This is a genomic window from Streptomyces sp. NPDC032198 (genome assembly GCF_040636975.1).
In the GTDB taxonomy this organism is placed as follows: domain Bacteria; phylum Actinomycetota; class Actinomycetes; order Streptomycetales; family Streptomycetaceae; genus Streptomyces.
Genome location: NZ_JBEZVL010000009.1, coordinates 127466 through 143310, shown reverse-complemented (window position 1 = coordinate 143310; position 15845 = coordinate 127466). Strand labels below are relative to the sequence as shown.

Annotated in this window: 12 protein-coding genes; 3 read left to right on the top strand and 9 right to left on the bottom strand. The window is 69.2% G+C overall.

The genetic code is table 11. The annotated features are described in order from the left end of the window. Positions 1-21: 21 nt before the first annotated feature. A complete protein-coding gene (locus tag AB0E78_RS24470; protein ID WP_361836197.1) occupies positions 22-1641 on the top strand; it encodes a beta-N-acetylhexosaminidase in 1620 nt (539 codons plus the stop codon). Between the two features lie 73 nt (positions 1642-1714). Here AB0E78_RS24470 and AB0E78_RS24465 read toward each other — a convergent pair whose 3' ends face one another. The 9 genes from AB0E78_RS24465 to AB0E78_RS24425 form a co-directional block, all read right to left on the bottom strand. Next, on the bottom strand, positions 1715-3481 hold the full coding sequence (locus AB0E78_RS24465) for an IucA/IucC family siderophore biosynthesis protein (protein WP_361836194.1): 1767 nt from the start codon (positions 3479-3481) through the stop codon (positions 1715-1717). Further along, positions 3478-4044: a GNAT family N-acetyltransferase gene (locus AB0E78_RS24460; protein WP_361836192.1), complete on the bottom strand. Its 567-nt coding sequence runs from the start codon at positions 4042-4044 to the stop codon at positions 3478-3480. The genes AB0E78_RS24465 and AB0E78_RS24460 overlap by 4 nt, the downstream gene beginning before the upstream one ends. Next, on the bottom strand, positions 4041-5294 hold the full coding sequence (locus tag AB0E78_RS24455) for a lysine N(6)-hydroxylase/L-ornithine N(5)-oxygenase family protein (protein ID WP_361836190.1): 1254 nt from the start codon (positions 5292-5294) through the stop codon (positions 4041-4043). Before AB0E78_RS24455 ends, AB0E78_RS24460 begins: the two co-directional genes overlap by 4 nt. A gap of 22 nt (positions 5295-5316) precedes the next feature. After that, the gene (locus tag AB0E78_RS24450; protein WP_361836187.1) at positions 5317-6765 is read right to left on the bottom strand and encodes an aspartate aminotransferase family protein; all 1449 of its coding nucleotides are present in this window, start codon (positions 6763-6765) and stop codon (positions 5317-5319) included. A gap of 166 nt (positions 6766-6931) precedes the next feature. After that, the gene (locus tag AB0E78_RS24445) at positions 6932-7975 is read right to left on the bottom strand and encodes an ABC transporter substrate-binding protein (RefSeq protein WP_361836184.1); all 1044 of its coding nucleotides are present in this window, start codon (positions 7973-7975) and stop codon (positions 6932-6934) included. Positions 7976-8103: 128 nt separating this feature from the next. After that, positions 8104-9258, bottom strand: coding sequence for an acyl-CoA dehydrogenase family protein (locus tag AB0E78_RS24440; protein ID WP_361836181.1), 1155 nt, complete (start codon positions 9256-9258; stop codon positions 8104-8106). A 6-nt stretch (positions 9259-9264) separates the two neighbouring features. Beyond that, positions 9265-10236, bottom strand: coding sequence for a hydroxymethylglutaryl-CoA lyase (locus AB0E78_RS24435; RefSeq protein ID WP_361836178.1), 972 nt, complete (start codon positions 10234-10236; stop codon positions 9265-9267). After that, positions 10233-12179 (bottom strand): acetyl/propionyl/methylcrotonyl-CoA carboxylase subunit alpha, encoded by a 1947-nt coding sequence (locus AB0E78_RS24430; RefSeq protein WP_361836176.1) that lies wholly within the window; start codon positions 12177-12179, stop codon positions 10233-10235. The genes AB0E78_RS24435 and AB0E78_RS24430 overlap by 4 nt, the downstream gene beginning before the upstream one ends. A gap of 52 nt (positions 12180-12231) precedes the next feature. Further along, positions 12232-13848 carry a carboxyl transferase domain-containing protein gene (locus AB0E78_RS24425; protein WP_361836174.1) on the bottom strand — a complete coding sequence of 539 codons (1617 nt, stop codon included), beginning with the start codon at positions 13846-13848 and terminating at the stop codon, positions 12232-12234. Positions 13849-13965: 117 nt separating this feature from the next. Between AB0E78_RS24425 and AB0E78_RS24420 the strand changes: the two genes are divergently transcribed. Next, positions 13966-14556 carry a TetR/AcrR family transcriptional regulator gene (locus AB0E78_RS24420; RefSeq protein WP_361836171.1) on the top strand — a complete coding sequence of 197 codons (591 nt, stop codon included), beginning with the start codon at positions 13966-13968 and terminating at the stop codon, positions 14554-14556. Positions 14557-14674: 118 nt separating this feature from the next. Next, the gene (locus AB0E78_RS24415) at positions 14675-15832 is read left to right on the top strand and encodes an acyl-CoA dehydrogenase family protein (RefSeq protein WP_361836168.1); all 1158 of its coding nucleotides are present in this window, start codon (positions 14675-14677) and stop codon (positions 15830-15832) included. The last annotated feature ends 13 nt before the right edge of the window (positions 15833-15845 follow it).

Genomic DNA, 15845 nt, shown 5'->3' with positions numbered 1-15845 from the left:
GCCCGTCGAAGGGACCCGCTCGTGAGACAGCACCACAGATCGACCCGCCTGTTCGGCTCGTTGCTGCTCGTCGCCGCGGCCGGCCTCTCGTCCGTGGCCGCCGCGCCCGGCGGCAGCGGGGCGAAGGAAGCGGCCACGCCCGCCACACCGACCCCGCTCGGCCGGATCGTGCCCGCCCCCGCGTCCGCCACGCCCGGCGGATCCCCGTACGAGATCAGCGCCAAGACCCGCATCCGGGTCGACGACTCCCGTGACGCGCGCGCGATCGGCGGTTACCTCGCCGAGGTCCTGCGCCCCTCCACCGGCTACCCCCTGAAGGTGACCGACGACGAGGGCCGCGACGGCATCCGGCTGCGCCTGAGCGCCAAGGACACGTCCCTGGGGAACGAGGGCTACCGCCTGGAGTCCGGGCGGGGCTCCCTCACCATCACGGCCCGCAAGCCCGCCGGGCTCTTCTACGGCGTCCAGACGCTGCGCCAGCAACTGCCCGCGGCGGCCGAGAAGAGGACCCGGCAGAAGGGCCCCTGGAAGGTCGCGGGCGGCACCATCAAGGACACGCCCCGCTATGCGCACCGCGGCGCGATGCTCGACGTGTCGCGGCACTTCTTCTCGGTCGACAAGGTCAAGCGCTACATCGACCAGATGTCGCTCTACAAGGTCAACAAGCTGCACCTGCACCTCAGCGACGACCAGGGCTGGCGCATCGCCATCGACTCCTGGCCCAGGCTCGCCACGTACGGCGGCTCCACGCAGGTCGGCGGCGGCCAGGGCGGCTACTACACGAAGGCCCAGTACAAGGACATCGTCAAGTACGCGGCATCGCGGCAGCTCGAAGTGATCCCCGAGATCGACATGCCGGGTCACACGAACGCCGCACTCGCCTCGTACGCCGAGCTGAACTGCGACGGCGTCGCGCCCCCGCTCTACACCGGCACCGAGGTCGGCTTCAGCTCGCTCTGCGTCAAGAAGGACGTGACGTACGACTTCGTGGACGACGTGATCCGCGAGATCGCCGCCCTGACGCCCGGCAAGTACATCCACATCGGCGGCGACGAGGCGCACTCCACCAGCCACGAGGACTACGTGGCGTTCATGAGCAAGGTCCAGCCGGTGGTCGCCAAGTACGGCAAGACCGCGATCGGCTGGCACCAGCTGACCGGCGCCACGCCCGCCAAGGGCGCCCTCGCGCAGTACTGGGGTTACGACGCCACCGGCGCCGCCGAGCGCGAGCAGGTCGTGAACGCGGCGAAGAACGGCACCAAGCTGGTCCTCTCGCCCGCCGACCGCGCCTACCTCGACATGAAGTACGACAAGGACACCCCGCTGGGTCTGTCCTGGGCGGGCTACGTCTCCACGCGGCGCAGCTACGACTGGGACCCGGGGACGTACCTCAAGGGCGCGCCCGCCGAGTCGATCCAGGGCGTCGAGGCGCCGCTGTGGTCCGAGACGCTCTCGACGTCGGCGCACATCGAGTACATGGCGTTCCCGCGCCTTCCCGGCATCGCCGAGCTCGGCTGGTCGCCCGCGTCGACGCACGACTGGGACGCGTACAAGGTGCGGCTCGCCCAGCAGGGGCCGCGCTGGGACGCGCTCGGGATCGGGTACTACAAGGCGCCGGACGTGCCGTGGCCGGGCAAGTAGGCACCTGACGTACGGACAGGAGTGGGCTCCAGGGGACCGTCCCTGGAGCCCACTCGGCTTGTGCGGTACCGCTTTACGCGATCGGGTTCCTCAGCGTCCCGACCAGCTGGAGCGCCCCCGCCGGGTCGGCGAGGTCCACCATCTGTTCGTTGTCCCGCAGCTGGAGCCGGTTCAGGCAGGAGCGCGCGAACTCCGGGGCGAAGATGTCGTACTGCTTGAACTTGTCGGCCAGCTGGGGCGTGGCCTCCTGGTACGTCGTCACGCACTCGGCGACGGCGCCCCAGAACGTCTCCTCGTCCACCAGGCCCTCGGTGACGAGATGCGCGGACAGGAAGCGGAAGAAGCAGTCGAAGACGTCCGTGAAGATCGACAGGAGCTTCTGGTCGTCGGGGACCTCGACCCGCAGGCGTTCGACCGCGGGCGGGAGCACCGCGTCCGGGTCCATGACCGCGATCTCCTCGGCGATGTCCTTGAAGATCGCCCGCTGTACGACGCCGTCCTTCAGGACCAGGATGACGTTCTCGCCGTGCGGCATGTAGACGAGGTCGTACATGTAGAAGCTGTGCAGGAGCGGCGTCAGGTAGGCGTGCAGGTAGCCGCGCAGCCACTCGGCGGGGGTGAGCCCCGAGCGCTCGATGAGGGCGCCCGCGAAGGACGCGCCCTCCAGGTCGGTGTGCAACAGCGAGGCCATCGTGGCCAGTTGCTCGCCCTCGGCCAGGGACGGGACGGGGCTCTCGCGCCACAGGGCGGCGAGCATTTTGCGGTACGGGGAGTAGCGGTCGGTCGCGGCCTCGTACTCCAGGTGGCGATAGCCGACGGCCGCGCGCTCGCGGATGATCGTGAGGCCGGTCGACTTCAGGGTCTCGTCGGTGTCGATGAGATTCGCGAGCCAGTCGTTGATCGCCGGGGTCGCCTCCATGTACGCGGCCGAAAGTCCGCGCATGAAGCCCATGTTGATGACCGAGAGGGCCGTTTTGACGTAGTGCTTGGCCGGTTCGCTCTTGTTGAAGAACGTACGGATCGACTGCTGGGCAAGGTACTCGTCGTCGCCCTCGCCCAGGCAGACCAGGTGCCGCTGCGCGACCTCGGCGGCGAAGGTCACGGAGAGCTTGTTCCACCACTGCCAGGGGTGCGCCGGGATCAGGAGGTAGTCCTCCGGGTCCAGGCCCTGGTCGCGGAGTCTGCGGTCGAAGCGGTCCAGGGTCTCCTGGCCGAGCTCGGCGCGCAGGAACGACTCGTAGTCGATGCCGGCGCCCGCCGTGAACGCGGCCCGCTCCTTGCTCGCGGCCAGCCACACGAGCCGTACGGGGCTCGCGGTCTCGGGGGCGTACGAGAGGTACTCGTGCACGCCGAAGCCGAGCCGGCCGTTGTTGGCGACGAAGCAGGGGTGGCCCTCGGTCATGCCCGTCTCGATCTCCTGGAAGCCCGAGCGGGAGAGCTCGGCGGAGGGAATCGCGGGCTTGGTGAGTTTGTAGCAGGTGCCGGAGAGGGTGGAGGAGATCTCCTCCAGGTAGACCGGCAGGATCTCGTCGCTCAGGCCGAGCGCCGTACGCAGCTCGACGAAGAAGTCGAGGGCGTTCAGCGGGAGTTCGGTGCCGTCGCGGTGCCGGGAGATCGAGTCGGCGTCGACCTGCCAGTGGTCCAGGCGCAGCCGCTTGGCGGTGAAGCGGTAGCGGGTCAGGGCGTCGTCGCTGCGGATGACGTATTTGTCCTCACCCAGTGGCTCCGGGGTGAAGAGTCGCTCGTGGGAGAACTCGGCGATGGCCTTGCGGATGAGGAGGCGGTTGGCCTGCTCCCAGCGCTCGGGAGAGAGGTGCGCCGTGGCGTCGGACAGGGTCATATCGCCGATTCCCTTTCGCGTACTGCTTCTTCGCGTACTGCTTCTTCGAACTGCTCGCGGGTGCAGAAGCTCAGCAGAGCCTTCTTCTCCGGCTTCTGGATGACCTCGGCCGCCCGGAAACCGACGGCTTCGTTGAGGGCGTGCACGGCCTTGTTGTCGACGTCGGGCTCGACGACGACGCGCTCGGTCGCCGGGTCGGCGAAGAGCGTCTCCATGACCTTGGTGATCACGGCCCGGGTGAAGCCGGGGATGCGGACGTCGGAGGGCGCGGTGAGGAAGTGCATGCCCACGTCGCCGGGCTGCGGCTCGTAGAGACCGACGAGCTCGACGTACCGGGGGTCGTAACGCTCCATGAGGAAGGCGGGGACGCCTTTGTGGAGGCCGATGAACGCGTCGTGGTGCTCGTGGGCGGCGATCGCCATGTACTCGCGCTCGACGTCCGGGAGCGTCGCGTCCTGCATCATCCAGAACGAGGCCTTGGGGTGGGTGACCCAGCCGTGCAGGAGCTCGGCGTCCTTCAGGGGGTCGAGGGGCCGGAGGGTCAACTCGGGTTCTGTGGTCATACGGCGAACTCCTGGAACGCGATGGACTTCTCGACGGGGTAGTACTCCGCGCCGAGCAGCTCACCGATGATGTACGCGTTGCGGTAGGGGCCCATGCCCAGGTCGGGGCTGGTCAACGAGTGGGCGTGCACGGCGCCGTTCTGCAGGAAGATGCCGCGGCCCGTGGTGTCGATCGAGTAGTTGCGGGCGACCTCGAAGCGGCCGCGGCCGTCCCAGCGGATGCGGTCGCGCACGGGCTCCAGGAAGTCGGGCGTGACGTACTGGTAGCCGGTGGCCAGGATCAGGCCCTCGGACTCCAGCTCGAAGTCCTTGCCCTGCTCGTCCTGGCGCAGGCCCAGGGTGTAGGTGCCGTTCTCGTGACGGGCGCTCTGCAGCGAGGAGTTGGTGAGCAGCCGCGTGGGCACCGGGCCGCCGAGGTTCTTCTGGTAGAGGAGGTCGAAGATCTCGTTGATCAGGTCGCCGTCGATGCCCTTGAAGAGCGTCTTCTGCTGGTCCTGGAGGCGGTAGCGGGTCGCCTCCGGCAGCTCGTGGAAGTAGTCGACGTACTCCGGAGAGGTCATCTCCAGCGTCAGCTTCGTGTATTCGAGGGGGAAGAAGCGGGGGGAGCGCGTGACCCAGTTGAGCCGGTAGCCGTGGACGTCGATCTCGCTCAGGAGGTCGTAGTAGATCTCGGCGGCGGACTGGCCGCTGCCGACGAGCGTGATCGACTCCTTCTTCTGGAGCTCCTGCTTGGACTGCAGATAGCGGGAGTTGTGGATGAAGTCCCCGCCGAGGTCCGCGCACGACTCGGGGATGTGCGGCGGGGTGCCGGTGCCGAGGACGAGGTGGCGGGCGCGGAACGTGTCGCCGGTGGAGGTGTGCACGACGTACAGGTCATCTGCGTACGTCACCTCGGTGACCGTCGTGCTGAAGCGGACCGAGGAGAGTTTCGCGGCGGCCCAGCGGCAGTAGTCGTTGTACTCGGTGCGCAGCGGATAGAAGTTCTCGCGGATGTAGAACGAGTACAGCCGCCCGGATTCCTTCAGGTAGTTGAGGAAGGAGTACGGAGACGTCGGGTCCGCGAGGGTGACGAGGTCCGACATGAACGGGGTCTGGAGGTGGGCGCCCTCCAGGAACATGCCCGAGTGCCACTCGAAGTCCGGCTTGGACTCCAGGAAGAGGCCGGTCAGCTCGTCGATCGGTTCGGTGAGGCAGGCGAGGCCGAGGTTGAAGGGGCCAAGGCCGATACCGATGAAGTCCAGTGGTTCCATCGGTTCCAGTGGTTCCCGGTGATCAGGAAGCGCGGTCAAGGGTCTCTCCCAGGTACTGCTCGGCGTGGCCGGCGATCAGATCGAGGACGGCCGTGATGTCGGCGACCGTGGTCTCGGGATTGAGCAGGGTGAACTTGAGGTACTGGCGCTCGCCGACCTTGGTGCCCGCGACGACGGCGTCACCGGAGGCGAACAGGGCCTTGCGGGCGTAGAGGTTGGCGCGGTCGATGGCGGACGGGTCGCAGATCGACTCGGGGATGTAGCGGAAGACGAGCGTGGAGAGCCGGGGCTCCACCACGACGTCGTAGCGGGGGTCGGCGGCGAGCAGCTCCCAGCCCTCGACGGCCAGGTCGCAGACGGAGTCGAAGAGCTCGCCGATGGCGTCGGCGCCCATCACGCGCAGCGTCATCCACAGCTTCAGGGCGTCGAAGCGCCGCGTGGTCTGCAGGGACTTGTCGACCTGGTTGGGGATGCGCTCCTGCACCATGCGGCGTGGGTTGAGGTACTCCGCGTGGTACGTCGCGTGGCTCAGCGTGGAGCGGTCCCGCACCAGGACGGCGGAGGAACTCACCGGCTGGAAGAAGGACTTGTGGTAGTCGACGGTCACGGAGTCGGCGCGCTCGATGCCGTCGATGCGCCCGCGGTTCTTGCGCGAGGCGAGCAGACCGCAACCGTACGCCGCGTCGACGTGCATCCAGGTGCCGTACTGCTCGCAGAGTTCGGCGATCTCGGGGAGCGGGTCGATGGAGCCGAAGTCGGTGGTGCCGGCGGTGGCGACGACCGCCATGGGGGTGAGGTCGTTGTCGCGGCAGCGCTCCAGCTCGCGGGCGAGTGCCACGGTCTGCATGCGCTTGTCGTGATCGGTGGGGATGACGATCACGGCGTCCTCGCCGAGGCCGAGCAGCGTCGCGGCTTTCTGGATGCTGAAGTGGCCGACCTCGGAGGCGAAGATGCGCAGTTCGGTGGCCGACTTGCCCGCCTTCGCGGCCTCCTCGCGGGCGAGCAGCATGGCCTGGAGGTTGGACTGCGAGCCGCCGCTGGTGAAGACGCCGTCGGCGGCCGGGCCGAGCCCGATGCGTTCGGCGGTCCAGTCGATGAGACGGCGCTCGATCAGTGTGCCGCCCGCGGACTGATCCCACGTGTCGAGGGAAGAGTTGACCGCGGAGAGCACCGCCTCGCCGAGCACGGCCGGTATGACGACCGGGCAGTTGAGGTGCGCGAGGTAGCGGGGGTGGTGGAAGTACACGGCGTCGCGCAGGTAGAGCTCGTCGAGCTCGTCCAGGGCGGCGATGGTGTCGTGCAGGGGCTCGTCCAGGTCGACGGCCTCGATGCGGGGCGCGAGTTCGTCGACGGAGATGCCGGTGAAAGGGCGGGAGGTGGTGGCGATTCTGGCCGCCACCCGCTCGACTCCCTCGGTCACGGAACTGCGGTAACGCTCCGCGGTGGTGTCGTTGAGCAGGTGCGAGCGCATGAACTTCCTCTGGGTGAGGGGACTTGGGGGAAGTGAGGTAAGCCTAACCTAACTTCCTTGCGGGTTAAACCCAGGGGGTCCTTGTCGTCACCAGGAGACACGAAAACGGAACAGCCCTCTCCGGAATGCGGAGAGGGCTGTGCTCGTGCGCGGGGTCCAGCGGGTGTCAGCTGACCTTCTTGGCCTTCTCGATCGCGTCGGCGAGGTCCTCGAGGATCGGGGCGCACTTGTCGTACGAGTAGATGGGCTCGGTGACGCGGGGGATGACCTGTCCGGCCTTGACCGCGGGCAGCTTCGCCCAGGTCGGCTTGTCCTTGCCCAGGCCCGCGGGCTGGAGGGTGGCGGTGCGGTTGTCCATCATGATGACGTCCGCGGCGTGCTTGTTGACGTTCTCCCAGCTCAGGTTCTCGAACCAGCCGCCGCTCGCCTTCTTGGCGGCCTCGGACGGCTCGACGAAGTTCACGCCCAGGGACTTGAAGTACTCCAGGTCCGCGGAGAGGTTCGTGCCGGAGACGTAGAAGATGTCCTGGCTCGCCGAGCCGACGAGGACCTTGATGTCCTTGTTCGCCTTGGCGACCTTGCGCAGCCGCTCGGCGGCGGCCTCGAAGCGCTTCTTCGCCTTGACGACCTTCTCGGCCTTCACGTCCGCGCCGAGCGATTCGGCGAGCGCGAGGAGACGCTGGAGGGGCTGGGTCATCTGGCGGTCGTAGACGCTGATGCCGACGCTGGGGGCGAGCTTGAGGATCTTGTCCTTGCTGTCCTCGGGAACGGACCAGAGGGTGCCCGCCGTGTCGAACATCGTGGAGACGAGGAGGTCGGGAGCGAGGCTCGCGTACTTCTCGATGTTGAACTTGCCCCACTCGTTGCCGAGGATCGTCAGCTTGCTGACGTCCATGTCGCCGGCCTGGACGTCGGCCTTGCCGTCCGAGGTCTTCGTCGGGCCGAAGACGCCCTTGACCTCGATGCCGTAGTCGAACAGGGCGGCGGCGACGCCGGTGAAGGCGACGATGTTCTTCGGGGTGCCCTCGCTCTTGGCGGTCGTGCCGCGGTCGTCCTTGAAGCTCCAGGGACCGGAGTCGCCGGCGCTCTCCTTGCCCGCGCCGTCCTTCTTCTCGTCACCGCAGGCTGCCAGCAGGGCCGTGAGGCCGAGGGCACCGCCGGCGGCGAGGATGCCGCGGCGGGAGGGCTGAGGGAAGCGGGCGTGGGACATATGAAGGTCTCTGCTTTCGTGAGGACGGCGGCGCGGCGGGGCCACTGGCCGGAACTAGCGCTTAGGCTAACCTAACCTAAGCTGATGTCCAGTGGCCCCCGCGCTCGCCTTCCCCATCGCGGGCGTGGCTATCCCGCGAATCCCAGCTCCCTGGCGATCAGCATGCGCTGGACCTCGCTGGTGCCCTCGCCGATCTCCAGGATCTTGGAGTCCCGCCACATCCGTGCCACGGGGTACTCGTTCATAAAGCCGTACCCGCCGTGGATCTGGGTGGCCTCGCGCGCGTTGTCGACGGCGACCGTGGAGGAGTAGAGCTTCGCGATCGCCGCCTCCTTCTTGAAGGGCTCACCGCCGACGAGCCGTGACGCGGCGTCCCGCCAGCCGACCCGGGCCATGTGAGCCCGCATCTCCATGTCGGCGATCTTGAACTGGATCGCTTGGTTCGCCCCGATCGGCTTCCCGAAGGCGTGCCGCTCCTTGGCGTACTTCACGGACTCGTCGACGCAGCCCTGTGCGAGGCCCGTCGCGAGCGCGGAGATCGCGACCCGGCCCTCGTCCAGGATCCGCAGGAACTGGGCGTAGCCGCGGCCCTCTTCACCGAGGAGATTCGCCACCGGAACGCGTACGTCGGCGAAGGACAGCTCGCGGGTGTCCGAGGCGTTCCAGCCGACCTTCGAGTACGGCGCCGCGACCGTGAACCCGGGGGTCCCGGACGGCACGATGATCGAGGAGATGAGCGGACGGCCGTCCGCCTTGCGGCCGGTGACGGCGGTGACCGTGACCAGGCCGGTGATGTCCGTGCCGGAGTTCGTGATGAAGCACTTGGAGCCGTTGATCACCCACTCGTCGCCGTCCCGCACCGCGGTCGTACGGGTGCCGCCCGCGTCCGAGCCGCCGTCCGGCTCGGTCAGGCCGAAGGCGCCGAGGAGTTCACCGGAACAGAGCCGGGGCAGCCACTCCTGCTTCTGCTCGTCCGTGCCGAAGAGGTGGATCGGCATGGCGCCCAGCGAGACCCCCGCCTCCAGGGTGATCGCCACCGACGAGTCGACCCGCGCCAGCTCCTCAAGCGCGATGCCGAGGGCGAGATAGTCGCCGCCCATGCCGCCGTACTCCTCGGGGAAGGGCAGACCGAACAGGCCCATGCGGCCCATCTCGCGGACGATCTCGTACGGGAACTCGTGGCGCTCGTACAGATCGCCGATCTTCGGGGCGACGACCTCGTGCGCGAACTCCTCGACGGTGCGGCGGAGTTCCTCGTGCTCGGGGGACAGACGGTGATCCATCGTTCTTCACTGCTCCTGGTGGGAGGTGCCCGTCAGGGCACGGACGGTGCGGGACGGGCTGGGTCGGCCCAGTTGTTCGGCCATCCACGCGCTCGTGGCGGTGAGCTTGCCGAGATCGACGCCGGTCTCGATGCCGAGGCCGTCGAGCATCCATACGAGGTCTTCGGTGGCGAGGTTGCCGGTGGCGCTCTTCGCGTACGGACAGCCGCCGAGGCCGCCTGCCGACGCGTCGACCGTGTGCACGCCGTGCTGCAGGGCGGCGAGGGTGTTCGAGAGCGCCTGGCCGTACGTGTCGTGGAAGTGCACGCCGATGCGGTCCGTCGGCACGCCCTCCTCGTTCAACTCGGCCAGGAGGGACAGGACATGACCCGGGGTGGCCACGCCGATGGTGTCGCCGAGGCTCAGCTCCTCGCAGCCCATGTCCAGGAGGGATTTCGCGGTGCGGACGACCTGGGCGATGGGCACCGGGCCCTCCCACGGGTCGCCGAAGCACATGGAGAGGTAGCCCCGCACATGCACCTTCTGCTCGCGCGCGCGGGCCACCACCGGCTCCGACATGGCGAGCGCCTCGGCCATCGTGCGGTTGAGGTTGGCCTTGGCGAAGGACTCCGTGGCGCTGACGAAGACGGCGACGCTGCGGGCGCCCAGCGCCAGGGCGCGGTCCAGGCCCCGGTCGTTCGGCACCAGGACGGGGAGCTTCGTCCCGGCCTCCTGCACGTCCCGCAGCAGCGGGAACAGCTGCTCGGAGTCGGCCAGTTGGGGCACCCACTTGGGGTGCACGAAGCTGGTCGCCTCGACGGTCGTGAGGCCCGCGGCGGCGAGGCGGTGGATGAACTCCGCCTTGATCTCGGTGGGGACGACCGCCTTCTCGTTCTGCAGGCCGTCCCGTGCGCCCACTTCATGGATGCGGACGCGGGGCGGGAGGTCCTGGGTGGGGACGGTCATGGGGAGGCCGGTCGTCCGGGCGTCGGTGGTCATTCTTTGTCTCCCTCCGCCTCGTCCGGGATCACCACGGCCAGGACCTGGTCCATGGCGACGGTCGAGCCCGGTGTGACATCGAGTTCGCTGACGGTGCCCGCGTGCGGGGCGGAGATGACGTGCTCCATCTTCATGGCCTCCACCACCAGGAGGCTCTGCCCCTGGGTCACGTGGTCGCCGGTGGACACCTTGACCACCGTGACCGTGCCGGGCATGGGTGCCGTGAGGGCGTCGGCGCCGCTGTGGGCGGCGCCGGTGAGGCTCGCCGCCACGGGGTCGAAGTCCTGGACGTGCCAGGCGTCGCCGTCCCTGCCGAGCCAGTCGGCGGCGCGGTGGAAGGTGTGGGTGAGGCCGTCCACGTGCACCGTGACGCGGCCGGGCCCCACAGTGCGGTGGCCGGCGCCCGCGATGTGCGCGACGGGCTCGTGGCCCGGGACGCGCAGGTGGTGCGTCAGCGGGGCCGGGGTGCCGCCGAGGCGCCAGCCCTTCGGCTCCGCGAACGGGTCCCGCCAGCCGTCACCGGTGGGTTCGAGGGCGGCGGTGCGGACGGCTGCCGCCGCCTCGTACACCTCGTCGGGCACTCCTTCGGGGACGAGGCCTTCCGCCTCACGCTCCACGAGGCCGGTGTCCAACTCCCCGGACACCACCGCCGGGTGGGCGAGAAGCCGCCGCAGGAACCCCGCGTTCGTCGGCACCCCCAGGGTGACCGTCTCCGCGAGCGCGGCCCGCAGTTTGCGCAGTGCGGTGGGGCGGTCGGGGCCGTATGCGATGACCTTGGACAGCATCGGGTCGTACAGACTCCCGACCTCCGTGCCCTCGCTCAGTCCGGAGTCGGTCCGCACGCCGTCGCCCTGCGGCTCGTGCAGCGCCAGGACCGTCCCGCCGGACGGCAGGAAGCCACGCGAAGGGTCCTCGGCGCAGACGCGGGCCTCGATCGCGTGGCCGGTGAGCGTGATGTCCTGCTGCCCGTACGGGAGTTCCTCACCGGCGGCGACCCGCAGCTGCCACTCCACCAGGTCGATGCCGGTGATGAGCTCCGTCACCGGGTGCTCCACCTGGAGGCGGGTGTTCATCTCCATGAAGTAGTACGACGCCGGGTCCTTGCCCGGCACGATGAACTCCACCGTGCCCGCGCCCGCATAGCCGCAGGAGCGCGCCGCCTGGACCGCCGCCTCGCCCATCGACGCGCGCGTGGCCTCGTCGAGCAGGACGCTGGGCGCCTCCTCGATGATCTTCTGGTGGCGGCGCTGGAGGGAGCACTCGCGCTCACCGAGGTGGACCACGTTCCCGTGGCCGTCCGCGAGGACCTGGATCTCGATGTGCCGGGGGCGGTCGATCCACCGCTCCACGAGCAGCGTGTCGTCACCGAAGGAGGACCGCGCCTCGCGCCGCGCGGCGGCGATCTCGTCCGCGAGCAGCGCGGCGTCCCGCACCAGGCGCATGCCCTTGCCGCCGCCGCCCGCCGACGGCTTGAGCAGCACCGGCATGCCGATCTCCCGTGCCGCGTCGGCCAGTTGGGCGTCGGTGAGGCCGCTGCCCGACGAGCCGGGGACCACCGGGACCCCGGCCGCCTCGACCGTCTCCTTGGCGCGGATCTTGTCGCCCATCAGGTCGATCGCCGAGGCGGGCGGCCCGATGAAGACGAGCCCGGCTGCCTCGCAGGCCCGCGCGAACTCCGCGTTCTCGGCGAGGAAGCCGTACCCCGGGTGGACCGCCTGGGCGCCGGACCGGGCCGCCGCCTCCAGGATGCGCTCGATGGACAGATAGCTCTCGGTGGCCGGCGGCGGACCGAGCCGTACGGCCGTGTCCGCCTCGCGTACGTGCCGGGCGTCCGCGTCCGCGTCGCTGAAGACCGCGACCGAGCGGACGCCGAGCGCGCGCAGCGTGCGGATGACGCGGACCGCGATCTCGCCGCGGTTGGCGACGAGCACCGTGTCGAACATGGTCCCTCTCCCCGGGGTGGTCCCTTGCTGGAAGTCGCTCATCGTCCGCCCCTCACATCCGGAAGACGCCGAAGCCGGGCTCGCCCAGTGGTGCCTCGGCGCACGCGGTCAGGGCGAGGCCCAGGACCTGCCGGGTCTCCATGGGGTCGATCACGCCGTCGTCCCACAGCCGGGCCGTGGCGTAGTAGGCGTTGCCCTGCTGTTCGTACTGGGCGCGGACCGGGTCCTTGAAGGCCTCCTCGTCCTGCGCCGACCACTCCTCGCCCCGGCCTTCCAACTGGTCGCGCTTGACGGTCGCGAGGACCGAAGCGGCCTGCTCGCCGCCCATCACGGAGATCTTGGCGTTCGGCCACATCCACAGGAAGCGGGGGGAGTAGGCACGGCCGCACATCGAGTAGTTCCCCGCGCCGTACGAACCGCCGATCACGACCGTCAGCTTCGGCACGCGCGTGCAGGCCACCGCCGTCACCATCTTGGCGCCGTGCTTGGCGATGCCGCCCGCCTCGTAGTCCCGGCCGACCATGAAGCCGGAGATGTTCTGCAGGAAGACGAGGGGGATGCCGCGCTGGTCGCACAGCTCGATGAAGTGGGCGCCCTTCTGGGCGGACTCGGAGAACAGGATGCCGTTGTTCGCGATGATGCCGACCGGGTGGCCGTGGAGGTGGGCGAAGCCCGTCACCAGCGTCTGGCCGTACTCCGCCTTGAACTCGGCGAAGCGGGAGCCGTCGACCACGCGCGCGATGACCTCGCGGACGTCATAGGGGGTGCGGGAGTCCGTCGGCACGGCCCCATAGAGCCCGAGGGGGTCTACCTTCGGCTCCTCCACCGGACGGACGGACCACGGGAGTTCGGCGCGGTCGGGGAGCGTGGAGACGATCGTCCGCACGATGCGCAGTGCGTGCGCGTCGTCCTCGGCGAGGTGGTCCGTCACACCGGAGACCCGGGAGTGGACCTCGCCGCCACCGAGCTCCTCGGCCGTCACGACCTCGCCGGTCGCGGCCTTCACCAGGGGCGGGCCGCCGAGGAAGATCGTCCCCTGATTGCGGACGATCACCGCCTCGTCGCTCATCGCGGGGACGTACGCCCCGCCCGCCGTGCAGGAGCCGAGGACGGCAGCGATCTGCGGGACGCCCGCACCGGACATCCGCGCCTGGTTGTAGAAGATCCGCCCGAAGTGCTCGCGGTCCGGGAAGACGTCGTCCTGCATGGGCAGGAAGGCGCCGCCCGAGTCCACCAGATACAGACAGGGGAGGCGGTTCTCCAGCGCGACCTCCTGGGCGCGCAGATGCTTCTTCACCGTCATGGGGTAATACGTGCCGCCCTTGACGGTGGCGTCGTTCGCGACGATCACGCAGGTGCGTCCGGAGACCCGGCCGATGCCGGCGATGACCCCGGCCGCCGGTGCGTCTCCGCCGTACAGACCGTCGGCCGCGAGCGGTGCCAGCTCCAGGAAGGGCGACCCGGGGTCGAGCAGGGCGTCCACGCGGTCGCGGGGCAGCAGCTTGCCGCGCGCGACATGGCGGGCGCGGGCCCGCTCGCCACCGCCGAGCCTGGCCGCCGCGAGCTTCGCCCGCAGGTCGTCGACCAGGGCGCGGTGCCCCGCCTCGTTCGTCCGCCAGGTCTGCGACGCGGGATCTGCCGCGCTCGCAAGGACTGGTGCCGGCTGCATCAGTCGAGCCCCCTTGCTCGGTCCACTCGATGGCCGCGGTCCGCTCGGTGGTTAATGAGCGTTAACGCGTTTCGTTCAGGTTAACGAGCGCTAACCGCCCTGTCTAGAATTGATTCCATGGCCACCAGAACCGACGCCCCCACCCGTCGCGAGCAGATCCTCAGGGAAGCCGCCCGGCTCTTCGCCGAGCGCGGCTTCCACGGAGTCGGAGTGGACGAGATAGGAGCCGCCGTCGGCATCAGCGGACCCGGCCTCTACCGCCACTTCGCGGGCAAGGACGCGATGCTCGCCGAGCTGCTCGTCGGCATCAGCGGGCAGCTCCTGACCGGCGGCAAACGGTGTGTGGCCGAAGCGGACGGTTCGCCGGAGCGGGTGCTCGACGCGCTCATCGAGGGGCACATCGACTTCGCCCTCGACGACCGCTCGCTGATCACCCTGCACGACCGCGAGCTCGACCGCCTGCGGGACACCGACCGCAAGCTGGTCCGCCAGCTCCAGCGGCAGTACGTGGAGATCTGGGTCGACGTCGTGCGCAAGGTCTACCCGGACCTCGCCGAGAACGCCGCCCGCGTCTGTGTGCACGCGGTCTTCGGGCTGCTCAACTCCACGCCCCACCTGAGCCGCCGCGACGCGCTGCCCAGCCGTGCGGCCATGGCGGAGCTGCTGCACGGTCTGGCGCGCGGGGCCTTCGCGTCGGCGGTGGCGTGACGGGAGCGACAGGACTTCTCTCTGGACGGTCCGGTGACCGACGGGTAACGTTGCCCTGAGCAAGCGCTTAGTCGCGTTGTGCTTGGCCGAGCCTGGTGCCGTATCGAAGGAGTTTTCCGTGCGCCGTACCGTTTTCAATGAAGACCACGAGGCGTTCCGGGAGACCCTGCGCGCCTTCATCGAGGCCGAGGTCGTCCCGGTCCACGAGGAGTGGTTCGCCGCGGGCCAGGTGCCGCGCGAGTTCTACTACAAGCTCGCCGAGCTGGGCCTCTTCGGCATCAGCGTCCCCGAGGAGTTCGGCGGCGCGGGCATCGACTCGCACAAGTTCGAGGCCATCCAGTACGAGGAGACGGCCCGCGCGGGCGTCACCTTCGGCGGCTCCGGCGTCCACGTGCTGCTCGCCCTGCCGTATATCAAGGCGCTCGGCACCGACGAGCAGAAGAAGCGCTACCTGGAGAAGTTCGTCTCCGCCGAGGAGATGTGGGCCCTGGCGATGACCGAGCCGGGCACCGGCTCCGACCTCGCGGGCATGAAGACCACCGCCAAGCTCTCCGAGGACGGCACGCACTACGTCCTCAACGGCTCCAAGACCTTCATCACCGGCGGCGTGCACGCCGACCGCGTGATCGTCTGCGCCCGTACGTCCGCGCCGACCGCCGAGGACCGCCGCTTCGGCATCTCCCTCTTCGCCGTGGACACCAAGTCCGAGGGCTACTCCATCGGCCGCAAGCTCGACAAGCTCGGCCTGAAGACCTCCGACACCGCCGAGCTCGCGTTCGTCGACGTCAAGGTCCCCGTCGAGGACCTCCTCGGCGAGGAGAACAAGGGCTTCTACTACCTCGGCAGCAACCTGCCCTCCGAGCGCTGGGGCATCGCCTACGGCGCGTACGCGCAGGCCAAGGCCGCCGTCCGGTTCGCCAAGGAGTACGTCCAGGACCGCACGGTCTTCGGCAAGACGGTCGCCTCCTTCCAGAACACCAAGTTCGAGCTTGCCGCCTGCCAGGCCGAGGTGGACGCGGCCGAGGCCGTCGCCGACCGCGCCCTGGAGGCCCTGGACGCGGGCGAGCTGACCGCCGCCGAAGCCGCCTCCGCGAAGCTCTTCAACACCGAGGTCGCGCACCGCGTCATCGACAAGTGCCTCCAGCTGCACGGCGGCTACGGCTTCATGAACGAGTACCCCATCGCCCGCCTGTACGCGGACAACCGCGTCAACCGCATCTACGGCGGCACCAGCGAGGTCATGAAGATGATCATCGCCAAGAACATGGGCCTGTAAAGATCGCCCTGTA

What these genes read in the sequence shown, in the direction of transcription:
- AB0E78_RS24445 (WP_361836184.1), bottom strand. Translation starts at nt 7,975, where the DNA reads ATGTCCCACGCCCGCTTCCCTCAGCCCTCCCGCCGCGGCATCCTCGCC.
- AB0E78_RS24455 (WP_361836190.1), bottom strand. Translation starts at nt 5,294, where the DNA reads ATGGAACCACTGGACTTCATCGGTATCGGCCTTGGCCCCTTCAACCTC.
- AB0E78_RS24450 (WP_361836187.1), bottom strand. Translation starts at nt 6,765, where the DNA reads ATGCGCTCGCACCTGCTCAACGACACCACCGCGGAGCGTTACCGCAGT.
- AB0E78_RS24435 (WP_361836178.1), bottom strand. Translation starts at nt 10,236, where the DNA reads ATGACCACCGACGCCCGGACGACCGGCCTCCCCATGACCGTCCCCACC.
- AB0E78_RS24460 (WP_361836192.1), bottom strand. Translation starts at nt 4,044, where the DNA reads ATGACCACAGAACCCGAGTTGACCCTCCGGCCCCTCGACCCCCTGAAG.
- AB0E78_RS24420 (WP_361836171.1), top strand. Translation starts at nt 13,966, where the DNA reads ATGGCCACCAGAACCGACGCCCCCACCCGTCGCGAGCAGATCCTCAGG.
- AB0E78_RS24430 (WP_361836176.1), bottom strand. Translation starts at nt 12,179, where the DNA reads ATGTTCGACACGGTGCTCGTCGCCAACCGCGGCGAGATCGCGGTCCGC.
- AB0E78_RS24465 (WP_361836194.1), bottom strand. Translation starts at nt 3,481, where the DNA reads ATGACCCTGTCCGACGCCACGGCGCACCTCTCTCCCGAGCGCTGGGAG.
- AB0E78_RS24425 (WP_361836174.1), bottom strand. Translation starts at nt 13,848, where the DNA reads ATGCAGCCGGCACCAGTCCTTGCGAGCGCGGCAGATCCCGCGTCGCAG.
- AB0E78_RS24440 (WP_361836181.1), bottom strand. Translation starts at nt 9,258, where the DNA reads ATGGATCACCGTCTGTCCCCCGAGCACGAGGAACTCCGCCGCACCGTC.